The following is a 21,322-nucleotide window of genomic DNA, read 5'->3' on the forward strand; positions in this document are numbered from 1 at the left end:
AATTTTGCTCCACAGGTTTGACAGTTGTTTGGGGAGGGTAATGGTATACTTCGGGCTCAAAGTGGCTGAGATATTTTAGCGAATCATTGAAGGACCACACTAGTTTTGTCGAACCTGAAAATATATTTTGAATATTTAGAACATTGCTGGTATAGTTTTGTATTAAACCTCAATAAAAGGAGGGAACAATGATGGCAGGACCATTTACGGATAAGTACGTGAGATATGTTTTAAGCTGGCTTTTGTTTGGTCTGTTCGGTTTTACGTATCTGCTGCAATTTTCATGGAGTTTAGCCTTCGGCAGTGTCCTTGTGGGAGGGGTTCTTACTTTCGGGATCGATTACGTGTGCAGGCAGATTGTAAAAATGAAAACGAACAGCCTTGTTGATGAGAAGCCGCAATGCATGGTCGATGCATTTCGCCACGGCAAAGATAAGAGGGGATACCTCGTATTGACCGAGAACTATTTACTTTTTGTACCAGTACTTGGAAAGGTACGAACTGTTTTTCATGCCAGTCAGATCGTCAGAAGAGATGTAGATGGCCTTACAGCAGAATTCACTGCGAAATTAAGACATCAGTACAGGAGGTTTACGTTCTCCATTCTTACAAAGCAGAAGTTTAAGGAAGCATTTGAGGAAGCCACAAACCCTTCCCTTCCATACAAGGGCAAAATGCTGAAGTAAAAGGGTTCGTAAATCAATTGGAAGTGTTCCTCAGCTGCGTGGCTGGAGGAGCATTTTTTGTATGAGGCAATTTCAGCCAAACCGGAAATAAATGCTTTGAAGCCGTTAATGTCCTTTATCAACACGTTAAACCGGATCTTTAAGCCGTTAATAACCTCGAATCCCATAAAAAACCCCCCGGACCGGGCAGGCGCGGTTACACGGGATATCCACAGAATCTTCCTCTTCGAACAGGCACTGAATAGGACTTAAAGAAAAAACAAGTTACCCACATGTGGATAACAAAAACTCCCGACAGCTGTACAACTTATCCACGATCCCTTGCTTTTTTATCCACATATGCACATGAAACGAAGAAAAGGATGATCCCGGACGGAGTGCTGTGCACTGGCACCGGGGTCATCCTTTTAATTATTCATTATCCACCGGATACGTCCAGAACCGTTCGGTGTTCATCCGGTCTTTCATCGTTTCATCGTGTTCAAGGAAGCGCTGCTTCATAGTCTGAAACACGCCGGCTGTCTGTGATTCGTGGGCTTCAATGACTTTCATTTTCTGGTCTGCAAATGCACTCACGTCGTGAATAATATCCGGCTCGCCGATGATCTTTTCACAGCCTTCAGAAAAAGCGAGGGCATGAACTGTCGGCCTGCTTTCAGGCGGCATCTTCTGAACAGCCTGAATGACCGCTGCGGCCGTAGCATCGTGATCGGGGTGTACGGCATAACCCGGATAAAACGTAATAATAAGAGAAGGATCTACATCATCAATGACTTCTCCGAGCCTGTTTATGAGCATGGCATCGTCTGTGAATTCAATCGTTTTATCTCTCATACCGAACCGTCTTAAGTCCTCAATACCCAAAAGGCGGCATGCTTCTTCAAGCTCTTTTCTGCGAATGTCAGGAAGAGTTTCCCGGTTGGCGATAAGCGGACGCCCCATGTTTCGTCCCATCTCTCCGAGCGTCAGACATACATAAGTGACAGGGGTTCCGTTTTGCGTATGGGAAAGGATTGTTCCGGCAACACCAAATGCTTCATCATCTGGGTGCGGAAAAATAACGAGTACATGTCGTTCCATTGTTGGTTCACATCCTTAAAGTAGGAGTATTATTTGCGGAAAGGTTTTTCACTGAGCTGAAAGGCTATGGCCAGTCTGCCATCAGGATCGTGCCCTGCCAGTAGAACCTGATTGTTATCGTCCACTTCCCAGTCTGTCAGTCCTTCAGCATAAGCCCATCCGCCCTCAAGTTCAAGGCCGATTCGGAAAGGACCCGGGCCGGTGATTTTCCCCTGGACATAGTTTATGCGTGCATTACGCAAAAAGGTCCCTACGGAAAAGAAGCCCTGGTTTTTATGGGAGGCATAGGCACCGTTCGTCGTTTCCAAATGCACATAAAGCTCTTTTCCTGCGAGCTCATCAATCTTTTCCTGAACAAGCTTTTTATCAATCGGTTTCATGACTATTTCCCTCCTCGGGGTCCTTGCTCTGATCTATTGCCATTATATCAAACCTTAGGGCAGAGGATAAAATACGAACGCTTAGTGACTTTGTCCTAATGGTACTAAAAAAGTGAGCGGTTGTCCCAGACGCACGCTCACTTTTGACTATTACCGGCTGGCAGGATGCAGCAGGAGGGCCAGCTCCTGTTTTAAGTGGGCGGCGACTGCCTTCATGCCGAACTTTCCGGCCTTTGCTTCTGCCTGGGGGTTATAGTTTGTATTCGTATTTACATCGTATGTGTAGGCTGTTCCATCAGCATCTTCGATAAACTCAATGCCTGCAAAGGTAATACCGTTAGCTGCAAGAAAAGCTTCATATTTTTCAATAAGAGGGCTGTTAAAGCGGTCAATAATCTCAAACTTCGGCCGTGCGGCTTCCGATTCCGTTGTCGGACATGCGCCTTCACCTATTTCGCATGCCTCTGCAGGGCACAGCTCAAATCCTTCAGACGTATCTACCTGTACGGCATAAAAGAACGTTCCGCCGATAAATTCACAGCGGGTAATCGTCTTTTGAGGCGCATCAATAAACTGCTGGAGGAGAGTGATGCCGTCTACAGAGTCATCGAACTGGCTTCCTGAAACGTACCGCTCCAGCGTTTTTGCATCGTCAAACCTCATGACACCAAGACCTTTGCCGGCGCGGTTGTGCTTTGTAATAAAAGGAGCGGGAAAGTTCTTTGCCGCCTTAATAAGCTGGTCTTTTCCCACGGCAGCGACTGTATCGGGGGTGCGGATGCCAAATTGCTTCAACCGCTCATACTGAATGACCTTACTTAACTCAAGAGTCAGGGCTCGGCTGTCATTAAGTACAGTCCGGCCGTGGCTTTCAAGCCAGGTAAGCACAGCGGCTGTGAGTTCAGGGGCAAAGCGGTGCCCTCTTGTATGGGATGAAGCACTCATCCGGTTATAAAAAATTCCTTCAGGCGGTTCTGTCTGCAAATCCACCGTTCCTTCACTCAGGTGCCAGTCTTCAAAAGGAACCTCAAGATCCTTCAGAGCTTTCTTTAAAGGTGCCGTCCATTCTTCGTTTTCATGAATAATATATACTTTTGTCATCCAATCGCTCCCTTCATATGCCAATTCCGATAAAGAAGATAGGTTTTATATTATTTTATCAAGACACCTTCCTTTTTGCCACAGCTAACGCTTACATTCCGTAAAAAAACGAGGAGTTTGGTTACAATACAAAAGAATCTTTCAGTGAAAGCGGTATCTTTCCTTATTTGCGTTGCGGCAGAGGGAAGGTTATGGCAACATGTAGGGTATAAAATAAAGAAAAGGTTGACCAAAAAGGTAGCCTTTGAATTAACCTCGAAGCGATAAGCCAACCACTGCCTTCTAAAAAAAGAGCGGTACAGGCGGTCTTCTCCCTGCCGATGGGGCAGCAAGATTGACAGACCACATCCACGCAGCACATACATAACAGACGTAAAGAGGAGGACTATACATGAATAAAGGAATTGTAAGTTTAGGTGAAGCCCTTATTGATTTTATTCCGCTTGACGATAACAACGAAACGTTTCAAAAAAGCCCGGGCGGTGCCCCTGCAAATGTAGCTGTAGGTGCAGCGAGGCTCGGGGCAAAGTCCACGTTTCTTGGAAAGGTCGGAGACGACGTTCTTGGACGCTTCCTGGAAGAAACATTAAAAGGGTATAACGTGAACACAGATCACCTGTCCTTTTCCCAGGATGTCCGGACCGGTGTGGTGTTTGTGACCCTTGGTGAGGGCGGGGAAAGAAGCTTTGAATTTTATATTGACCCAAGTGCAGACCGCTTTTTAAAGGAAGATGAAATCGATTCCTCACTGTTTGACGAACACAATCTTGTTCATTTCGGTTCCATCAGTCTGATCAGTGAACCATCCCGCTCGGCAACAATAAAAGCAGTGGATCTGGCACGTGAAAAAGGAGCTATCGTTTCCTATGACCCGAACTTGAGGCTTGGTCTCTGGGAAGATGAAGAGACCGCACGCGGGGCCATCATCTCCATGCTTGATAAAGCTGACGTAGTAAAAATCTCAGAAGAAGAGCTCGAGTTTATTACAGGTGAAAGTGACATTGACGAAGGAGTGAAAGCACTCAGCCAGTATGAAATCCCTCTCGTACTCGTCACATTGGGCGGCGAAGGGAGCTATGTGTTTACCAGCGGTGAAAAGCTGCACGTTCCCGCTATGAAAGTGGATGCAGTAGATACGACGGGAGCAGGAGATGCATTCGTTTCAGGCATGCTCTATCAGCTTCACAACAGCGGCAAGCCCATCCGTGAGCTGACTGCTGAAGAAGTTGCTGAGATGGCCGGATTTGCAAGTGTATCGGGGGGGCTGGCCGCGTCCACAAAAGGCGCAATGACAGCTCTTCCAACTTTGGATAAAGTAAAGGAAATTCTATCCGGACAAGGCAGGGGAAAGCGATGACAGAAAGAGAACAAGCCCTAATTGCACAGGCTGATGATGAAGTGGCAAAGCACGAAGAGAACATAAAGAACGATCCATACCGGCTAACCTATCACCTAATGTCTCCTGTGGGTCTGATCAATGATCCGAACGGCTGGATTCAGTGGAACGGCATGTATCATATGTTTTACCAGTGGAATCCCTTTAAGGCGGGGCACGGCGCGAAGTTCTGGGGTCACTATACGTCCACAGATCTTGTGAACTGGAAGCATGAACCCATCGCCCTTGCACCGAGTGAGTGGTATGAAAAAAACGGCTGTTACTCGGGAAGTGCCGTAGACCTTGACGGCAAACTCACGCTCTTTTACACAGGAAACGTGAAAGATGAACAAGGCAACCGTGAGTCTTATCAGTGTATCGCTCAGTCGGAAGACGGGATTACCTTTGACAAGCAGGGCCCTGTCATTGATGGACTGCCTGAAGGATATACTGCCCACTTCAGAGACCCGAAAGTGTGGAAGCATAACGGCATGTGGTACCTGGTAATCGGTGCTCAGACAGAGGACCTGAAGGGGCATGCCCTTTTATACCGCTCCGGGGACGGCCGGGAATGGACAAACCTCGGTCCGGTGGCAGGAGCCGGGATCCCGCCCCTTCAGTCCTTCGGCTATATGTGGGAATGTCCCGACATGTTCAGCCTGGGCGATAAGGACGTGATGATTGTTTCCCCTCAGGGGCTTGATCCTGAAGGCATGCATTATCACAACACATACCAGGCCGGCTATTTCGTAGGTGAACTTGACTATGAGACGCCGAAATTTCACCACGGAGCCTTTGATGAGCTCGATCGCGGCTTTGAATTTTACGCACCCCAGACAACAGAAGATGAGAAAGGAAGACGGATTCTTGTAGGATGGATGGGTGTACCGGATCAACAGGAAGACCAGCACCCGACGGTCGATAACGGCTGGATCCACTGTCTTACGATTCCCCGCGAGCTGCGTCTGCAGGGGGACCGTCTGATCCAGGTGCCTGTAGAAGAGCTAAAAGACATGCGCGCCGGTGAAGTAGAGCATACTGCGGCCAACTTGCAAGCCGGATCACAGATGTTGGAAGACGTATCAGGGGACGTAGCTGAGCTTGAGCTTACGGACTTCTCAGATCTACCTTCGTTTTTTGAAGTAGAGCTCCGGGGCACTGCCCGTCTCATTTACGACAGGGAAGGAAAGGTCCTCACATTGGAGCGTAAAAACTTCGCCGACCGTCTGACAGAAAAGCGTCAGTGTCACCTTGAGGAACTGAGGTCTATCAGGATATTCATGGACACCTCTTCTCTTGAGATCTTTGTGAACGGAGGAGAGGAAGTATTCACACTCAGATACTTCCCTTCACCTCAAGCGCGAGACATTACATTTACTTCATCGGAAAAGGCCGTTGTTACGGTGAAGAAGTGGGGACTGAAGGGGTAGGGGCACAGAGAGAATGTCGAACCTTAACGAATTCTCCATAAATCCACTAAACTTCTGCATAAACCATTAAAACTTCTCCATAAATACGCTGAACTTCTGCATAAACCATTAAAACTTCTCCATAAATACGCTGAAGTTCTCCATAAAACCAATAAAGTTCTCCATAAAAAGACCTGAGGCACCGCCCCCCGCGTGCCTCAGGTCTTTTTTATGTACTTTTTTCTGCTATCTGGCCAGTGCCTTGGTGATTGCTTCTCGAATCCGCACTTCATCAAAAGGTTTCACGATGAAGTCGATCGCCCCGTGCTTGATGGCGTCCATTACCATAGCCTGCTGTCCCATTGCGGAGCACATCAGGACTTTTGCACCGGGGTTTTTCGTTTTTATTTCTTTTAATGCCTCAATTCCGTTCATCTCGGGCATTGTAATATCCATCGTAACGACGTCAGGTTTTGTTTCATCATACAGCTTAACGGCTTCTTTACCGTTAGCAGCTTCTCCAACCACTTCGTATCCCGCATCGGTGACAATTTTCTTCAGGGTCATTCGCATAAACGCTGCATCATCAGTAATTAACAGTCTGCCCACCAAAACTCCTCCTTTGAACCTGGGTATATTGTCCTTGTTCCCTTAAATATAGTCATAATAATACTGTCTGTCAATTACCAATTTCCAGTTAACCGGTACTTCCTACAAGGAAAAAGAGATCTTTTCCCGTATACTTATAAGAGAGCAGAGCGTTTAACGTCGTTATTAAATAGGAGTGAAACGATGAGTGAACAAGTGAGCAAGCTCAAAGCACTGTTTGATGAAAACAAAAATGCGGCAAATACGGGCCCGATGGAAGCTTACATGAAACATCACTTCCCTTTTTTAGGGATCAAAGCTCCTGAACGCACCAGACTGACACGGCAGTTTCTCAATGAAACAGCTATACACAAGGGAAAAACGCTGCCAGTTTCTTTTTTAAAGGAGCTGTGGGCCCTTCCGGAAAGAGAATACCATTACACCGCCATTGAAATTACGGCACGGATGCATAAAGTCTATGAAAAAGAACACCTTCCCTTTTTTGAAGAACTGATTGTGACAAATTCCTGGTGGGACAGTGTTGACGGGCTTGCCCCGAATGTTCTGGGGCCTTATTTTAAAGCGTACCCGGACCGACTCCATCACGCGGATAAATGGGCTCTGCATGAGAATATGTGGCTCCGTCGGACAGCGATTTTATATCAGCTCAAAGAAAAAGAACAAACCGACGAGGAGAGGTTATTCCGCTACTGCAGAAAGAACGCTCAAGACCCTGAATTCTTTATCAGAAAAGCAATCGGCTGGGCTCTAAGGGAATATTCCAAAACGAAGCCAGGACCGGTTGAGAATTTTATCGATAAAGAGTCGTTATCAAACCTCAGTAAACGGGAAGGTTTAAAACAGATTCAACGTGTAAAAAAGGAGTGTAGCTGGTGATCACATTTGACATGGAGAGGATCACAAACGAACACCGCAAAGAGCTGGAGGACTTCTTCAGTGCTTATTGGGGAGACGACAGAATGGTCTACTCCCACGGGGTTTATCAGTGCAGTGAGCTGGAAGGCTTTATCGCCCATGACGGGGAATCGATCGTCGGGGCCGTAACATTTTACGATCATAAAGAGGAGAATGTAAGGGAGGTCATCTCCCTTGACAGCCTGATAGAACGAAACGGAGTAGGCGGCAACCTGATGGAGCTAGTTGAAAATGATGCCATTACGAGAGGACTTGAAGAACTTTGTCTTGTGACTACAAACGATAACATTCACGCCCTTGGTTTTTACCAGAAGCGAGGGTACAAGCTCGTGGAAATAAGACAGGACGCGGTGGAGAAATGCCGTAAAATAAAACCTCAGATTCCTCTTACAGGCACGAATGATATAGAGATCCGTGATGAATGGGTGATGAAAAAGCCGGTTCAGACACAATCGTAATTGAATGCAGGCAGGTGAGACTGGTGAAAATCATAACGAACGACTGGGAAGATCATATCGGAGAGGAATTTTCCAAACCTTATTATAAGGAGTTGCGCGCATTCCTCGTTGAAGAATACAACAAAAAAGCCATCTTCCCCCCAATGCACGATATTTATAATGCTCTCAATACAACGTCATTTAAAAACACAAAAGTCGTGATTCTCGGACAGGACCCTTATCATGGTCCGAATCAGGCCCACGGCTTAAGCTTTTCCGTAAAGCCTGGCGAAAGGGTTCCTCCGTCCCTGAGGAACATGTATCAAGAGCTGAACGCAGATCTTGGCTGCCCGGTTCCGGAACACGGTTATTTACAAAAGTGGGCAGAAGAAGGCGTCCTTTTATTAAATACCGTTCTGACTGTGCGGAAGGGAGAAGCAGGATCCCACCAGGGCAGAGGATGGGAAACGTTCACCGACCAGGTAATCCGGACCCTTAACGAACGGAGCCGGCCTGTTGTATTTATTTTGTGGGGGAAACACGCACAGAAAAAGCAGGAGCTTATTACAAACCGCCGGCATCTGGTCATTAACTCCCCGCACCCGAGTCCATTTTCCGCCAGACGGGGCTTTTTTGGCAGCCGTCCTTTTTCAAGAGCGAACGCATTTTTGCACGAAACAGGTTCAGGGAAGGTTGACTGGACTTTGCCTGTAACCGTTGATCAGACAGAGGAGGAGAAAGTATGAAATCCATTCACGAACGAACAACGCTGAATAACGGGGTTAAAATGCCGTGGCTCGGCCTCGGTGTTTATAAGGCTGAGGACGGCAGGGAAGTGATCAACACGATCAAAGAAGCCGTGAGTGCCGGTTACAGAAGCATTGATACTGCTGCAATTTATGAAAATGAAGAAGGTGTCGGGGAAGCAATCAGACAGGTGGATGTGCCCCGTGAAGAGCTGTTTATCACAACAAAGGTATGGAATGACCGACACGGATATGATGAAGCCATAAAGGCTTTTGAGGAAAGCAGGGAAAAGCTCGGTGTTGATGTGATTGACCTGTATCTTATCCACTGGCCGGTAACAGGCAAATTCACGGAGACGTGGAAAGCCCTGGAACATCTTTATAAAGAAGGGCGTGTCCGGGCGATCGGGGTGAGTAACTTTAACATTCACCACTTGGAAACTCTCCTGGAAGAAGCCGAAATCGTGCCTTCCGTTAACCAGATGGAGTACCATCCGTTACTGGCACTCCCGGAGCTGCATGCGTTCTGTAAAGAAAAAGGCATTCAGCTTGAAGCGTGGAGCCCGTTAACACGGGGCCGTATTTTTGACGATCCGATTATCACGTCCATTGCCGAGAAACATGGTAAATCACCGGCTCAGATTATCCTGCGCTGGGATCTTCAAAATGAAGTGGTGACGATCCCTAAATCGGTAACACCATCAAGAATCCGTGAGAATGCAGCCATCTTTGACTTCGAGCTCGATCAGGAAGACATGGACAAAATCAACAGCATGAACAAAAACCACCGCTTCAGCGGAGACCCGGATACATTTGCATAAGTCATATCAAAAGGCACGCTTCACGCCTTTTGATATGACGAAGCAATGAGCGAAGCCGCTGCTGTCACTTGAAGCCTGTCGCGGCGCACTTCCGCGACAGGCGCGCAGCGAGCGAAGCCATTGCAAAAAGAGATCCTGAAAGGCACGCTTCACGCCTTTTGATATGACGAAGCAATGAGCGAAGCCGCTGCTGTCACTTAAAGCCTGTCGCGGCGCACTTCCGCGACAGGCGGGCAGCGAGCGTAGCCATTGCAAAAAGAGATACTGAAAGGCACGCTTCACGCCTTTTGATATGACGAAGCAATGAGCGAAGCCGCTGCTGTCACTTTAAGCCTGTCGCGTTTTGACAGGCACTGTTTCACCAGAAAATCTGTTACCAAAAATGGATTGTTGTTTTATAAAAGCAGATGCAGCCGAAATGCCCGAGCCTCCTGCGGGAGTGGGAGTCAGGGTGAGACCCCGCAGAGCGAAGCTCGCGGAGGCTCACCGGCGCCCCCGCGGAAAGCGAAGGGCATTTCGGATGCATCTGTACCTTCGCAATTGAGAAAATCCTAATAAAGAGATCCAACTGAAAGGAAGATCATGATGCAGACTGAGAAAACGACAATAGGCTTTATCGGCACCGGTGTAATGGGTAAAAGCATGGCCGGTCACTTGATTGATGCTGGATACAACGTCCATGTCTATACCCGTACAAAAGAAAAAGCAGACCCGCTGCTTAATCGCGGAGCCACCTGGTGTGATAACCCGGCTGACATAGCCCGCTTAAGTGATGTCATCATTACTATTGTAGGCTATCCCAAAGACGTGGAAGAAATCTACTCTGGCGAATCCGGCCTCCTGATGAATGCAAAAGAAGGAACCATATTAATAGACATGACCACATCGTCACCTCTGCTGGCAGAGCGGTTACATAACGAAGGGAAAGATCATGGTGTACACGTATTGGATGCCCCTGTTTCCGGTGGAGATATCGGCGCAAAAGAAGGAAGACTTGCCATTATGGTCGGGGGCGAAGAAAGTGCCTTTGAACAAGCACGTCCTGTTCTGTTGCATCTAGGTACAAATATCGTATACCAGGGACAGGCTGGCAGCGGCCAGCATACAAAGATGAGCAATCAGATCGCTATTGCAGGCACGATGCTTGGTGCCAGTGAAGCCCTCGCATATGCAAAAAATGCCGGGCTTGAGCCTGAACAGGTATTGAAGAGCATTGAAACCGGTGCAGCAGGGAGCTGGACATTAAGCAACCTTGTTCCAAGGATGATCCAGGAAGATTACAGTCCCGGATTTTTTATCAAACATTTCATCAAGGATATGAAAATAGCCCTGGATGTAGCAGAAGAACTGAATCTCCGCACCCCCGGTCTGAGGCTTGCAAAAGAGCTTTACGAAGAGCTGGCTGAGAATGGTGAGGCTGATTCAGGGACCCAGGCACTGATCAAATACTATCTATCAAAATAAGGAAGTTTTTATACAGAAGAAGGAAGGTCGATATGTGTCGAACCTTCTTCTTTTTTTATGGCGAAATGACCATGAAAATGGGAAAACTACTGTAACAATCCTGCAAAAATATGTTCATCTTCGTAAAGAAAGTGAAAAAAATGTCGTATTATCTCCACATAATAGCTGCCGGTATACTATAATGAGACTAACGAAGAATGTTGCAAGGGAGAAAATAAAATGTTTCAAACGCTAAGAGCCAAGCTGCTGATCTTTTTTCTGCTTGTAACTTTTATTCCTCTGAGTGTTGTCGGGGTGATGGGTTACTATGCTCAAAAAAGCGAGCTTACTGCCAATCTGGAAAACTCCTTGTCGACACACACGCAAAGCCTGTCGGCTGAAATAGAAACCTTTATAAAAGAACGATTATATGATGTTGAATACCTTGCAAGAAACCCGATCATCAGTGACGAAGAATCAGGAACCCAGGAAGTTCGTCAGCAGTTTAACCAGTTTCTTTCCATTCACGATATTTATTTTGGCGTTGTCCTTTCAGACACAGAAGGAATGGTTATTGCTGACACCGATAATAACATTGTCGGCTCCGATATAGCGGACAGGGAATGGTATGAACATTCCATGGAAGGAGAATCATTTGTATCGGATATGTATTATTCTCCAGTTATTGATGAAAGTGTCATTGTTTTATCTTCCCCTGTATTTAATACACAGGACGATATTATCGGAGTGATTACGCCGCTCTTTGATCTTGAAGAACTCACCAAAACCCTTCAGAATTTTAACCGCTCCCAGCAGGCCGGGGATTCAGAAAGTTATGCCTTTCTTATAAACGGGGATGGTGTTGTCATTGCACATCCGAACCAGTCCAAGGTACTTGAGGTTAATTACTTCGACCGGTTTAATACTTCTGCAGAAGAAGTGAGGATTCTTGCAGAAAATCAGACTCTGACTACCTACTCTGGTGAAGACGAAGTTCATGCTTTCTCTGAAATCGCCCAGGTTCCCGGCTTTCAGAATGACTGGTATATCGGTGTTGCTGCGGACGGTACTGAGCTGTACGCACCGCTTACACGGCTTTTGTATCAGTATCTGATTGTATTTGGTCTTGTTTTATTAATTATGACGTTTGCTGTATTCCGTCTCTCCCGCTATATCGTAAGACCGGTAGAACAGCTGGTGGACGCTACAACGGATGTGGCATTCGGCAAGCGCACAGCACCTAAGTATGTAACGGCTTACGAAGAGGTTAACCGTCTTAACAATACGTTTGATGAAATGATGAGAAAATTGGAAGAACGGGAAAAGGGGCACAAGAAAAGCTCTCTTATTCTTGAAACAACCGATAATGGTGTGTTTGCCCTGAACCGTTTTACGAGGGAAGTAAGTCTGTTTAACCGTCAGTGTGAAGAAGTGTTCGGTTTTTCAAGAGAGAATGTGATTGGACAAAAAGCGTGCACTGTTGCCGGTGAGGCTGAAGCATTCCGGACATTTTTAACCGCGTCCCAGCTTGTAGATCTTCTCGGCAAGGACGAAGTGAAAAAAACCTTTGAAATTGAATGCTTAATCGATAACAAACCACATTATTTTTATCTGAGTGTCTCGTCACTGCCGAGCATGGCTGACGAATCCGTTCATGAAGACCTACTCGTCGTTTTTCATGACCTGACTGAAAAAAGGCTTATGGAACGGGAACTGATGCGCTCTGAAAAACTGAAAGTAGTAGGGGAAATGTCGGCTGGACTTGCCCATGAAATCCGCAATCCTCTTACGACAATCCGCGGATTTATTCAGCTTTTTGACTCAAAGAAAGAAGCATCGAACGAACGTTATTACAACTTGATTATAAAAGAAATTGACAGAGTCAACGGTATTCTTACAGACCTTATGAACATTGCTAATCCGAAACTGTCTGAGAAACCCCGGGAAACGAACCTGGAACTTCTCATCGATGACCTGCTTTTACTGCATCAGTCACAGATGAAGAAAAAAGGCATTGAAGTGAATACGTATTTTCACGGCAGGCTGCCCGCTGTTTATCTTGATGCCAATAAGATTCAGCAGGTATTTCTGAACCTTTTACAAAACGCCTGCGATGCTATGGAGGCAGGTGGCAGGCTGACGGTCAGCACAAGCTACCGCAAACAGGAAGAGGAGATTGTGATTTCTTTTGCCGATACAGGTATCGGAATGGATGAACGAACCATTGAAAAGCTTGGTACCCCGTTTTATACAACGAAGGAATCGGGAACCGGGCTCGGCCTTACTACAAGCTACCGGATTATTGAAGAACTTGAGGGTACGATTTCTGTTACTTCGAAAAAAGGCGTCGGTACGACGTTCTCTGTCCATATACCGGCAGACGAAGAAAAACCAGAGGAAAAGACCGGGACGGATGACTAGGGGAATATACCCTGTTCATCCGTCTTTTTTATAGTTGGAATTAGTTGTTTCAATTTTCTTTTTATTTTTTTAGTGATAAAGTGGAATTACCAAGTGAAGAGAGGTGCTCATGAGTGAAAACGGCATTAGTAGCTGGAACTACAGGACTGGTTGGTGAAAAACTCGTCCGGGAGCTCATCAAAAGTAACGTCTATGAAAAGATTACCCTGATCTCAAGAAGAGAGACCGGGTTCAGTGAAGAGCAGTCCGTTCATGAACGCCTGGTATCGTTTGACGATCTGGCAAAGGATGAGGACTGTTTTGCGACAGACGATATCTTTGTATGTCTTGGGACAACCTTAAAGAAAGCCAAATCAAAGGGCCAGTTTGAAAAAGTTGATTATGAGTACCCTGTAAAGATGGCTCAGCTGGCAAAAAAACAAGGAGCGAGCAGGTTTCTTATTGTTTCTGCAATCGGAGCCGATCCGGAATCTTCGTTTTTTTACAGTAAGGTGAAAGGCCGGCTGGAAGAGGCACTCATCATGCTCAGACTGCCTTCCCTTCACATCCTGAGACCCTCCTTACTCCTCGGCAGCCGTAATGAGTTCCGGCTTGGGGAAAAAACAGCCGAAGTTCTGGGGAAACCCCTGAGTTTAGCTCTGGTTGGTCCTCTGGAGAAGTACAAGCCCGTGAAAGCTGAACACGTGGCTATGGTTATGTGTGCCCTCGCTCAGGAAGAAAGCAGTGGTATTCGCATCTATGAATCGGACAGGATCAGACACCTGGGTAAAGTTCTTGAAGAAAAGCCAATGTAGTAAATTCCCCTTACATTACGGAGCCGCTTAACACCAGAGTTTCGAAATCACTGTCAGAAAATGAAGAGGTGTTCTTCAAAAAAAGGAGCACATTTCAGGAAACCGAAGGGCATGCTGCTCCTACGTGCTTCAATTATCAAGCAACGAAAAAAAGCTGATTAGGTATATGTTGCTCTTGGATGAAAGAGGATGAAGCCGGAATGCCCGAGACTCCTGCAGAAGTGGTAGGCCGGGGGAGACCCCACAGTGCGAAGAGTGAGGAGGCTCACCGCTACCTCTGCGGAAAACGAAGGGCATGCAGGCAGCATCCACATAATCCATGAGTCATGTATTTTTCTAAAACCAACAATCTTTTATACAAGCAGAGACAAGAAAGGGGATAGAAAGATGAAACAGATGAGTCAGGTTTGGGATTTGGAGACGATTTTTCCAGGAGGAAGCGAGTCTGATAAATTTCAATCCTTCCTTTCGACACTTGAAGAGGATATTTCACAGTTTCAGAAGGATTTAAGCAACAGAAGTGTACCTGAAACAGAAGAGGAACTTTTCGGTATCGTTCACGTTCTGGTGCGCGCCCAGGAAATTTCAAAGCGCGTCCGGGAGTCGGGGGCATTTGTAAGCTGCCTGACAGCACAGAATACGAAAGACGAACCGGCAAAATTACTTACGGGGCGCGTAAAGCAGCTTTCATCCTCGTATTCTTCTTTTATGACATCTCTTGATGAGCTTCTCCTTGGTCTTTCTGATGACCTTTGGGAAAGCCTCGTAAACCTGGATGAAGTAAAACCACTTACATATAATCTTGAGGAGCGTCGCCGCCTCGCGAACGACAAACTCCCTGCTGAAAAAGAAAAGCTCATGCAGTCCCTGTCTGTAGACGGTTACCATGCATGGGGGGATATGTACAATACGATTGTCGGGCGGATGAGCGTTGAAGTAGAAGAAGACGGTGAAACAAAGTCTCTTTCTGTCGGCCAGGCAGCAAACAAAATGACGAGTAAAGACCGGAATACGAGACAGCATGTAGCAGAACAGTGGGAAAAAGCCTGGGGAGACGAAGCGGAATTGTTTGCCAATACCCTCAATCATCTCGGTGGCTTCCGGCTTCAAACGTACGAAGCCCGGGGATGGGATCATGTCCTGAAAGAGCCGATGGATATTAACCGTATGCAGCAAAAGACGCTGGATGTGATGTGGAAGACAATCGAAGATAACAAGCCGGTCTTTACTAAATACCTGAAGCGCAAAGCAGAACTCCTCGGTCTTGAAAAACTGGACTGGACTGATGTGGGAGCTCCTCTTACGAGTGAAGTGGAAGAAGTGTCCTATGACGATGCAGCGAATATGATCGTCCAGCAGTTTGAATCATTCAGCCCGAAGATGGCCCAATTTGCAGAGAAAGCTTTTTCTAAGCGGTGGATCGAAGCAGAAAGCCGCCCCGGCAAGCGGCCGGGAGGATTCTGTACGAGCTTCCCTGTAAAAGAGCAGTCACGCATTTTTATGACCTATGACGGATCTGCTTCAAATGTCGCAACCCTCGCCCATGAGCTGGGACATGCGTATCACCAGCATGTCATGAACGACCTTCCGCAGATGGCGCAGCGCTATGCCATGAACGTGGCTGAGACAGCTTCGACCTTTGCTGAAATGATCGTAGCCGATGCCACGGTGAAGCAGGCTGCGACAGAAGAGGCGAAAGTGCAGCTTCTTGATGATAAACTGAACCGGGCTATTGCGTTCTTTATGAACATTCACTCCAGGTTCCTGTTTGAGACAAAGTTTTATGAGGAGCGAAAAAAAGGACTCGTCAGTGTACACCGGTTAAATGAGCTGATGCTGGAAGCCCAAAAAGAAGCATACTGCGATGAACTGGGCTCTTATTCACCGCATTTCTGGGCTTCAAAACTTCACTTTCACATTACGGGCGTTCCGTTTTATAACTTTCCGTATACATTCGGTTATCTTTTCAGTATGGGGATTTACGCGAAAGCAGAGGAAGAAGGAACGGCGTTTGAGGAGCGTTACATTGAGCTTCTTCGTGACACCGGCCGTATGCAGGTTGAGGACCTCGCTCAAAAACACCTGGACGCAGACCTTACAAAGCCTGAATTCTGGCAAAGTGCGATTGATCTTGTAGCAAAAGACGTAGAGACGTTTATTGATTTGACCGAAAAATAAAGCTATGCTAAACGTACGAAACTGTTCAAAGGAGGAGGGATACACCATGAACATTTCAGCAAAGACCGTAGTAGCAAAGATGGAGCAGGAACTGGGCCAGGTGCGAAAGCATATTAATACGGGTTCGTCAGCGGACATCCGAGAGCACGTCACGGCGCTCAGAACCTACTGTGATCTGCTGCTGGCAACGGAATCTTCCTCTGAGGCAGCGAAGAGCGATGCATCAGCTATGGATATCCTTGAAAGGCAGCGGATGATGGGGGATCTCGATGATGATAAGTCATCTGCACCCCGCCAGCCAAAGCGCTCGGCTTACGACGATGATGACAAGCCTGACAGCGACAGCTTATTTGATTTTTAGAGCCGGCATTTTTTCAGCCTGGTACGGAAATGACCCCGTGCCAGGCTGTTTTGTATTTATTTCCGGTATCATGACTGCCTTCTTTTCCACTCCACTATCACTGCACAGTCTTTCGATTCCTCATCGTCCAGATAGTTTTCCATCACTTGAACAGGTGTCATTCCCTGCCGGATCATGAAAGAAAGGACCAGGTCGTCGATTCGTCCGTTCCTTACTTCCACCATATAGTCCTGGGGGGAGAGGCGGTCTGCATGCTTGTGGTAGCCCGGAATTCTGCAACCTGCCATAAAGCGAGTCAGCTTCAGCTTTTCTACCAGTGACTTCCTGGCCTCGTACAAAGCTTTGGCAACGCCTTTTCCGCGAAACTCAGGCCTGACGCACACATCAATGCCGTAGAGGGAGTCTCCTTTACGGTTATGGGACCGTGCAATATAGCCTTCATCCGCCACTTCATCCCACGTATGAGGTTTCCCGTCAAACAAAATCATGAGGGCCGTGGCAGATCCGGCAGGTTCCCCGTCAATCTCTGCAATCATGGCACCCTCAGGAAAGGTCTCAATATGGGAGCGGATCTGGTCTTTACTCCACCACAATTCTTCAGGGAAAGGGGGAGGGAAGGCTTCTTTCTGGATTGTAAGTAAAGCTTCATAATCAGCCAGGGTGTAGTTCCGTACGCTAATGGTCATGACGGTCATCCTTTCTGCCTTGGAATATTATTTTTAATGAGTATACCCTTACGTCAGTTTATCTGAGCTCCGCTGAACGCCATCCGCTCGCTTTCCGCGACGGTGCCGGTGAGGAGAATGAACCCTGCTTCTTCCTCTACAAGTAACGCTTCGAAGTGATCTGCGTCGAAGCAACTCGCAGAGGACTCATGAAGTTAACGCTCGTCACTGTCGCAGGAGTCTCGCTGCTGGCGTTCAGCTGCGCATGATACTAAAAGGATTATCACACTTCCATTTTAATAAAAGAAATTTACTGACTCAGAGGGATACTCCTTTTATTTTATAAGCTCTGTTAAAATCAGGTGTTGATTTAGCTCATTGCACTCCCTTTCTGCGGGTTTTTGGGCTGAGTTTCCCTGTTCCTCTGATTTATACAGCACAGCGCATCGTAGTTGAACGGAATACGCGAGACTCCTGCGGAAGTGCGAGACAGACGAGACCATGCAGAGACAAAGCCCCGGGGAAGCTCGTCGCGAGTCCGCGGAAAGGGAGTGTATTCCGTTCAACGAAGCTGAATATCAATGAAGGGTTATAACATTCTTCTAATTTCTTTTTCATAGCAGCCTTATTATAAAAAAGTGTGTCTTCTCGAATGGTTTCACAGGAAACTGGGGAACTTTGTTAATACAACGTTGCAAAGGAGTGCCACACTATGATCTACAACACAGGTAATTCAGGACTGCCTCTTTATTTCAGGGTATTTGAGGGGGAGCAGTATGACGGAAAGCTCACAGAAGACCGTTATGAGATGTATGTGAACAATCATTATGTAGGGGACCATACCCTTTATACAGAGAAGGAACACGCGTCCTCAGTAAAAGACTTCCTTCACCAGCAGGGGTTCCGTCATGTGAATATGGAAGTGAACGGAGATCACGTTGTTGTCATTACACCCAGTCATGAAGAGGCAGAGCGGATGGAAAACTGTCTGCGTATTTTTGCCCAGAACCGGTAATGGTTCAAACCGCATTTTCCCTTTCTGACACGAGTGTGATATTCTGACATTGGACAGGATCGAAAGGAGAAACACTCACATGAAGTTATTTTTACTGCTCGGAAGTATCAGCTCGTTTTTGTTTGTAGCGCTTGGGGCTTTTGGTGCCCATGCCTTAAAAGATAAGCTTGAGGCTACGGGCTATATGAAGACATTTGAAACAGGTGTTCAATATCATATGATCCATGCACTGGCAATTATCGCAGTGGCGATTCTGACGAAACACTTGTCTTCTACAGGACTTCTTCACGGTGCGGGATGGGCCTTCTTTATCGGGATCATTCTTTTTTCCGGAAGCTTGTACGTCATGAGTCTAACCGGTATCCGCGTACTGGGCGCCATTACCCCGATCGGCGGCGTTGCATTTCTGGTAGGATGGACACTGATTTTTATCGCAGCTTTAAATCATTCAGGATAAAAAATAACGGCTCCCAAGGCGGCATTACACTTTGGGAGCCGTTATTTTGAAGAGCAAAGTACTATCTCGGAGCAAATGTCGCCAGGTCCGGCCCGTTGTCAAACGGATAATCGTACTCAAGAGGCTCATCGAACGTCACGTAATCAAGGTTGACCATCAGAAGCAGGAAGCGTTTGTCAGTCTGCGGGTCACTGATAATAATGTGGTCACGCCCCGCAGCTTCAATAACCCCTTTAAAAATCTTCGCATTCCACTTCTCGTTTAACTCATATGTCATGTAAAACGTACCGATTTTTCCACGGTTTAAACGGAGGATATTCTCAATATAGGACTGTTCAATCGGAAGCATGCCGGGCATTTGCGCTGATATGCCGAATGGTCCGCCTGACTGTTGCTGTTGCTGACCGCCGGCAAATGCAGGCTGAGGAGGTTCCGGTGTGCCCGGGAGAAACTGCTGCTGACCGTTTCCGTTCATGCCATTCATTCCGTTTTGCTGATTAAAGCCCATTCCCTGACCTGGAGCCCGGAACGCATTTTGACCAAATTGTGGGTACTGTTGATACATACGATCACGTCCTTTTAAGAATTTCGCAAGTCATCAGAGCAGACAGAATCATCAATAAGAAGCGGCGTAATGCCTCTATTACGCAAGGTTGTTTCTGACTGGACCTGTGGCCTTCACCCATAAGCTCTTACAAAAGCAAGAAGCTTCTTATTTACCGGAATTAGCACAAACTTCTGCCGTTCCATTCACCCCCTGACGCTGCTAACTCTCAGATGCGAAGACTTCGTTCGGGAAAGTTAAATATAAAAGCCGGCGCTCCTGCGCTATTTTAATACTATGAAACAAGGTGTAAGCCTATGCTCATTTGTTTTTTCCATAAAAAAACGACCGGGTAAGGGTCGTTTTAATAGACATCATATACTTCTTTACAATCAACGTATTCCGGCCTGTAAAAGCAATGAAGTTTGAAACGGCCTGTGTTCGGCTGGCCCCACCACTGCGGAGGACAGTCACCGGGCGGCCGGAAAAACCATAAGGCGTGCTCGGCAATTCCTGTTCGTTCGCCTTGAATGAGCCGGCGTGCAAGGCGCTTATCCCGTTCTCTTGCCCGCTGGTAGAAATACCCCTTTTGAGTGGCTTCAAATCCGCCGGGAGACTGATAAACCATTCGCTCAACTGTATTTATATCCTCAAAATCCAGACACCGTACTCTTACCCGGTTGACCATGACGCTTCCGGCTTTCATCATGCCAATTTCGCCTTCCCCTTCAGCTTCAGCCCTTAACAGCCGGGCGAGGAGTGCCACATCGCTCTCCGATGCATTGATCACTGCCATTGTATTCGACCTCCTTCGCTGTGCGCACGTGCGCTCCTATATCCTATGTGGGAGGTGCTGCAGGTATGAATGGGAGAGGAGGGAGAGCGGAGTGAAAAATAAATGTATGGAAATGAAGAATAAAGCGGTAAAAGTAAAGAATAAATGCGGAAAAGTAAAAAAAATCTGGTGAAACTGAACGACGAAACCGCCCCAATAATACCTCCAGCCGCAAAAAAAGGCGGCCGTGAACCGGCCGCCTTCATCTTAAATTCAGATATAAAGAAACTTGGAAAGGGAGTCTTCATCAAGGTAAGTTCCCACATAGAAAGAACCGAATTCTCCGTAACGGGCACTAACCTCATCGAAACGCATTTCATAAACAAGCTTCTTAAATTCCAGTACGTCATGAGCAAACAGCGTTACGCCCCACTCCCAGTCGTCAAATCCGACAGAGCCGGAGATGATCTGGCGTACTTTTCCTGCATATTTGCGGCCGATCATGCCGTGACTGCGCATCATCGCTTTACGGTCTTCCATCGGCAGCATGTACCAGTTGTCTTCACCGTCGCGGCGCTTGTCCATTGGATAGAAGCAGGCATACTGCCAGCGCGGGAGGATTGGCTTTAAGCGGGCCTGAATTTCAGGGTCTGTTTCAGGGTCCACATCCGGCGGAAGGTAGTTGCTCAGTTCCACAACGGATACGTAGGAATACATCGGAATCGTGTATTCTGCAAGACGTGTTTTATTAAACGCTGTTTCCAGCTCGTTAAGCTCATCCATTGTCGGACGAAGAAGCATCATCATGAAATCGGCTTTCTGTCCGACAATGCTGTAAAGAGCATGGCTTCCATTAAATTTTTCCTGGGTTGTTGCCCATTTATCCAGCAGGTGACGGAACTCGGCAATGATGCTTTCGCGCTCTTCAGACTCAAGCTTCTTCCAAGAAGCCCAGTCCATCGTACGGAAATCGTGGAGAACGTACCAACCATCTAACGTTTTAGCGGCTTCACTCATTCAAAACACTCCAATCTTTTTATAAATCGATAACGTGAGAGAAGGGGAGAACCCCGACTCCTATGTACAGTTTCGCAACTCTTATTATACTAT

At 47.0% G+C, this 21,322-nt stretch carries 22 protein-coding genes; 14 read left to right on the forward strand and 8 right to left on the reverse strand.

The window, feature by feature from the left end; translation table 11 throughout:
• Positions 1-188 precede the first annotated feature (188 nt).
• Complete coding sequence (locus tag JSY36_RS07045; protein ID WP_205165842.1) at positions 189-686, forward strand: hypothetical protein; 498 nt, start codon at positions 189-191, stop codon at positions 684-686.
• A 411-nt stretch (positions 687-1,097) separates the two neighbouring features.
• Here JSY36_RS07045 and bshB2 read toward each other — a convergent pair whose 3' ends face one another.
• The 3 genes from bshB2 to JSY36_RS07060 form a co-directional block, all read right to left on the reverse strand.
• The gene (gene bshB2, locus JSY36_RS07050) at positions 1,098-1,766 is read right to left on the reverse strand and encodes a bacillithiol biosynthesis deacetylase BshB2 (protein WP_205165843.1); all 669 of its coding nucleotides are present in this window, start codon (positions 1,764-1,766) and stop codon (positions 1,098-1,100) included.
• Between the two features lie 29 nt (positions 1,767-1,795).
• The gene (locus JSY36_RS07055) at positions 1,796-2,146 is read right to left on the reverse strand and encodes a YojF family protein (RefSeq protein ID WP_122899743.1); all 351 of its coding nucleotides are present in this window, start codon (positions 2,144-2,146) and stop codon (positions 1,796-1,798) included.
• A 150-nt stretch (positions 2,147-2,296) separates the two neighbouring features.
• Positions 2,297-3,247: an ATP-grasp domain-containing protein gene (locus JSY36_RS07060; protein WP_205165844.1), complete on the reverse strand. Its 951-nt coding sequence runs from the start codon at positions 3,245-3,247 to the stop codon at positions 2,297-2,299.
• Positions 3,248-3,638: 391 nt separating this feature from the next.
• Between JSY36_RS07060 and JSY36_RS07065 the strand changes: the two genes are divergently transcribed.
• On the forward strand, positions 3,639-4,604 hold the full coding sequence (locus JSY36_RS07065; protein ID WP_205165845.1) for an aminoimidazole riboside kinase: 966 nt from the start codon (positions 3,639-3,641) through the stop codon (positions 4,602-4,604).
• Complete coding sequence (locus tag JSY36_RS07070; RefSeq protein ID WP_205165846.1) at positions 4,601-6,052, forward strand: glycoside hydrolase family 32 protein; 1,452 nt, start codon at positions 4,601-4,603, stop codon at positions 6,050-6,052. The genes JSY36_RS07065 and JSY36_RS07070 overlap by 4 nt, the downstream gene beginning before the upstream one ends.
• 225 nt (positions 6,053-6,277) lie before the next feature.
• Here JSY36_RS07070 and JSY36_RS07075 read toward each other — a convergent pair whose 3' ends face one another.
• Positions 6,278-6,643, reverse strand: a complete 366-nt coding sequence (locus JSY36_RS07075) for a response regulator (protein WP_205165847.1) — start codon at positions 6,641-6,643, stop codon at positions 6,278-6,280.
• Between the two features lie 180 nt (positions 6,644-6,823).
• Between JSY36_RS07075 and JSY36_RS07080 the strand changes: the two genes are divergently transcribed.
• The 9 genes from JSY36_RS07080 to JSY36_RS07120 all read left to right on the forward strand — a co-directional run bounded on the left by JSY36_RS07080 (position 6,824) and on the right by JSY36_RS07120 (position 16,756).
• Positions 6,824-7,516 carry a DNA alkylation repair protein gene (locus JSY36_RS07080; protein WP_205165848.1) on the forward strand — a complete coding sequence of 231 codons (693 nt, stop codon included), beginning with the start codon at positions 6,824-6,826 and terminating at the stop codon, positions 7,514-7,516.
• Positions 7,513-8,013, forward strand: coding sequence for a GNAT family N-acetyltransferase (locus JSY36_RS07085; RefSeq protein WP_249414101.1), 501 nt, complete (start codon positions 7,513-7,515; stop codon positions 8,011-8,013). Before JSY36_RS07080 ends, JSY36_RS07085 begins: the two co-directional genes overlap by 4 nt.
• 20 nt (positions 8,014-8,033) lie before the next feature.
• Positions 8,034-8,738, forward strand: a complete 705-nt coding sequence (locus tag JSY36_RS07090) for a uracil-DNA glycosylase (RefSeq protein ID WP_205166066.1) — start codon at positions 8,034-8,036, stop codon at positions 8,736-8,738.
• Entirely contained in the window at positions 8,735-9,559 is an 825-nt protein-coding gene (locus JSY36_RS07095; protein ID WP_205165849.1) for an aldo/keto reductase, read from the forward strand. The genes JSY36_RS07090 and JSY36_RS07095 overlap by 4 nt, the downstream gene beginning before the upstream one ends.
• 585 nt (positions 9,560-10,144) lie before the next feature.
• Positions 10,145-11,023 carry an NAD(P)-dependent oxidoreductase gene (locus JSY36_RS07100; RefSeq protein WP_205166067.1) on the forward strand — a complete coding sequence of 293 codons (879 nt, stop codon included), beginning with the start codon at positions 10,145-10,147 and terminating at the stop codon, positions 11,021-11,023.
• 219 nt (positions 11,024-11,242) lie between these two features.
• Positions 11,243-13,423 (forward strand): ATP-binding protein, encoded by a 2,181-nt coding sequence (locus JSY36_RS07105; RefSeq protein WP_205165850.1) that lies wholly within the window; start codon positions 11,243-11,245, stop codon positions 13,421-13,423.
• Positions 13,424-13,536: 113 nt separating this feature from the next.
• Positions 13,537-14,217 (forward strand): NAD-dependent epimerase/dehydratase family protein, encoded by a 681-nt coding sequence (locus tag JSY36_RS07110; RefSeq protein WP_205165851.1) that lies wholly within the window; start codon positions 13,537-13,539, stop codon positions 14,215-14,217.
• A 387-nt stretch (positions 14,218-14,604) separates the two neighbouring features.
• On the forward strand, positions 14,605-16,395 hold the full coding sequence (locus JSY36_RS07115) for a M3 family oligoendopeptidase (RefSeq protein WP_122899723.1): 1,791 nt from the start codon (positions 14,605-14,607) through the stop codon (positions 16,393-16,395).
• A 46-nt stretch (positions 16,396-16,441) separates the two neighbouring features.
• Positions 16,442-16,756: a DUF5327 family protein gene (locus tag JSY36_RS07120; protein WP_122899722.1), complete on the forward strand. Its 315-nt coding sequence runs from the start codon at positions 16,442-16,444 to the stop codon at positions 16,754-16,756.
• Between the two features lie 68 nt (positions 16,757-16,824).
• Here JSY36_RS07120 and JSY36_RS07125 read toward each other — a convergent pair whose 3' ends face one another.
• Positions 16,825-17,442, reverse strand: a complete 618-nt coding sequence (locus tag JSY36_RS07125) for a GNAT family N-acetyltransferase (RefSeq protein WP_236784651.1) — start codon at positions 17,440-17,442, stop codon at positions 16,825-16,827.
• Positions 17,443-18,133: 691 nt separating this feature from the next.
• On the opposite strand from JSY36_RS07125, the gene JSY36_RS07130 reads away from it, so the two are divergent.
• Both JSY36_RS07130 and JSY36_RS07135 read left to right on the forward strand, forming a co-directional pair.
• Entirely contained in the window at positions 18,134-18,436 is a 303-nt protein-coding gene (locus JSY36_RS07130; RefSeq protein WP_122899720.1) for a hypothetical protein, read from the forward strand.
• 79 nt (positions 18,437-18,515) lie between these two features.
• On the forward strand, positions 18,516-18,893 hold the full coding sequence (locus tag JSY36_RS07135; RefSeq protein ID WP_122899718.1) for a DUF423 domain-containing protein: 378 nt from the start codon (positions 18,516-18,518) through the stop codon (positions 18,891-18,893).
• Positions 18,894-18,954: 61 nt separating this feature from the next.
• On the opposite strand, the gene gerQ is transcribed toward JSY36_RS07135, so the two are convergent.
• The 3 genes from gerQ to hemQ all read right to left on the reverse strand — a co-directional run bounded on the left by gerQ (position 18,955) and on the right by hemQ (position 21,229).
• Positions 18,955-19,458 (reverse strand): spore coat protein GerQ, encoded by a 504-nt coding sequence (gene gerQ, locus JSY36_RS07140; protein ID WP_122899716.1) that lies wholly within the window; start codon positions 19,456-19,458, stop codon positions 18,955-18,957.
• A gap of 343 nt (positions 19,459-19,801) precedes the next feature.
• Positions 19,802-20,233: a cell wall hydrolase gene (locus JSY36_RS07145; RefSeq protein ID WP_122899715.1), complete on the reverse strand. Its 432-nt coding sequence runs from the start codon at positions 20,231-20,233 to the stop codon at positions 19,802-19,804.
• Between the two features lie 252 nt (positions 20,234-20,485).
• Positions 20,486-21,229 carry a hydrogen peroxide-dependent heme synthase gene (gene hemQ / locus JSY36_RS07150; protein ID WP_122899713.1) on the reverse strand — a complete coding sequence of 248 codons (744 nt, stop codon included), beginning with the start codon at positions 21,227-21,229 and terminating at the stop codon, positions 20,486-20,488.
• Between the last annotated feature and the right edge of the window lie 93 nt (positions 21,230-21,322).

This window comes from Alteribacter salitolerans, from assembly GCF_016901055.1.
Taxonomy (GTDB): domain Bacteria; phylum Bacillota; class Bacilli; order Bacillales; family Salisediminibacteriaceae; genus Alteribacter; species Alteribacter keqinensis.

Bases quoted from the DNA above. Each gene is read 5' to 3' on its own strand.
- hemQ (WP_122899713.1), bottom strand. From the start codon at position 21,229: ATGAGTGAAGCCGCTAAAACGTTAGATGGTTGGTACGTTCTCCACGAT.
- JSY36_RS07105 (WP_205165850.1), top strand. From the start codon at position 11,243: ATGTTTCAAACGCTAAGAGCCAAGCTGCTGATCTTTTTTCTGCTTGTA.
- JSY36_RS07060 (WP_205165844.1), bottom strand. From the start codon at position 3,247: ATGACAAAAGTATATATTATTCATGAAAACGAAGAATGGACGGCACCT.
- gerQ (WP_122899716.1), bottom strand. From the start codon at position 19,458: ATGTATCAACAGTACCCACAATTTGGTCAAAATGCGTTCCGGGCTCCA.
- JSY36_RS07145 (WP_122899715.1), bottom strand. From the start codon at position 20,233: ATGGCAGTGATCAATGCATCGGAGAGCGATGTGGCACTCCTCGCCCGG.
- JSY36_RS07125 (WP_236784651.1), bottom strand. From the start codon at position 17,442: ATGACCATTAGCGTACGGAACTACACCCTGGCTGATTATGAAGCTTTA.
- JSY36_RS07065 (WP_205165845.1), top strand. From the start codon at position 3,639: ATGAATAAAGGAATTGTAAGTTTAGGTGAAGCCCTTATTGATTTTATT.
- JSY36_RS07120 (WP_122899722.1), top strand. From the start codon at position 16,442: ATGAACATTTCAGCAAAGACCGTAGTAGCAAAGATGGAGCAGGAACTG.
- JSY36_RS07095 (WP_205165849.1), top strand. From the start codon at position 8,735: ATGAAATCCATTCACGAACGAACAACGCTGAATAACGGGGTTAAAATG.
- bshB2 (WP_205165843.1), bottom strand. From the start codon at position 1,766: ATGGAACGACATGTACTCGTTATTTTTCCGCACCCAGATGATGAAGCA.
- JSY36_RS07135 (WP_122899718.1), top strand. From the start codon at position 18,516: ATGAAGTTATTTTTACTGCTCGGAAGTATCAGCTCGTTTTTGTTTGTA.
- JSY36_RS07100 (WP_205166067.1), top strand. From the start codon at position 10,145: ATGCAGACTGAGAAAACGACAATAGGCTTTATCGGCACCGGTGTAATG.
- JSY36_RS07115 (WP_122899723.1), top strand. From the start codon at position 14,605: ATGAAACAGATGAGTCAGGTTTGGGATTTGGAGACGATTTTTCCAGGA.
- JSY36_RS07130 (WP_122899720.1), top strand. From the start codon at position 18,134: ATGATCTACAACACAGGTAATTCAGGACTGCCTCTTTATTTCAGGGTA.
- JSY36_RS07055 (WP_122899743.1), bottom strand. From the start codon at position 2,146: ATGAAACCGATTGATAAAAAGCTTGTTCAGGAAAAGATTGATGAGCTC.
- JSY36_RS07080 (WP_205165848.1), top strand. From the start codon at position 6,824: ATGAGTGAACAAGTGAGCAAGCTCAAAGCACTGTTTGATGAAAACAAA.
- JSY36_RS07045 (WP_205165842.1), top strand. From the start codon at position 189: ATGATGGCAGGACCATTTACGGATAAGTACGTGAGATATGTTTTAAGC.
- JSY36_RS07070 (WP_205165846.1), top strand. From the start codon at position 4,601: ATGACAGAAAGAGAACAAGCCCTAATTGCACAGGCTGATGATGAAGTG.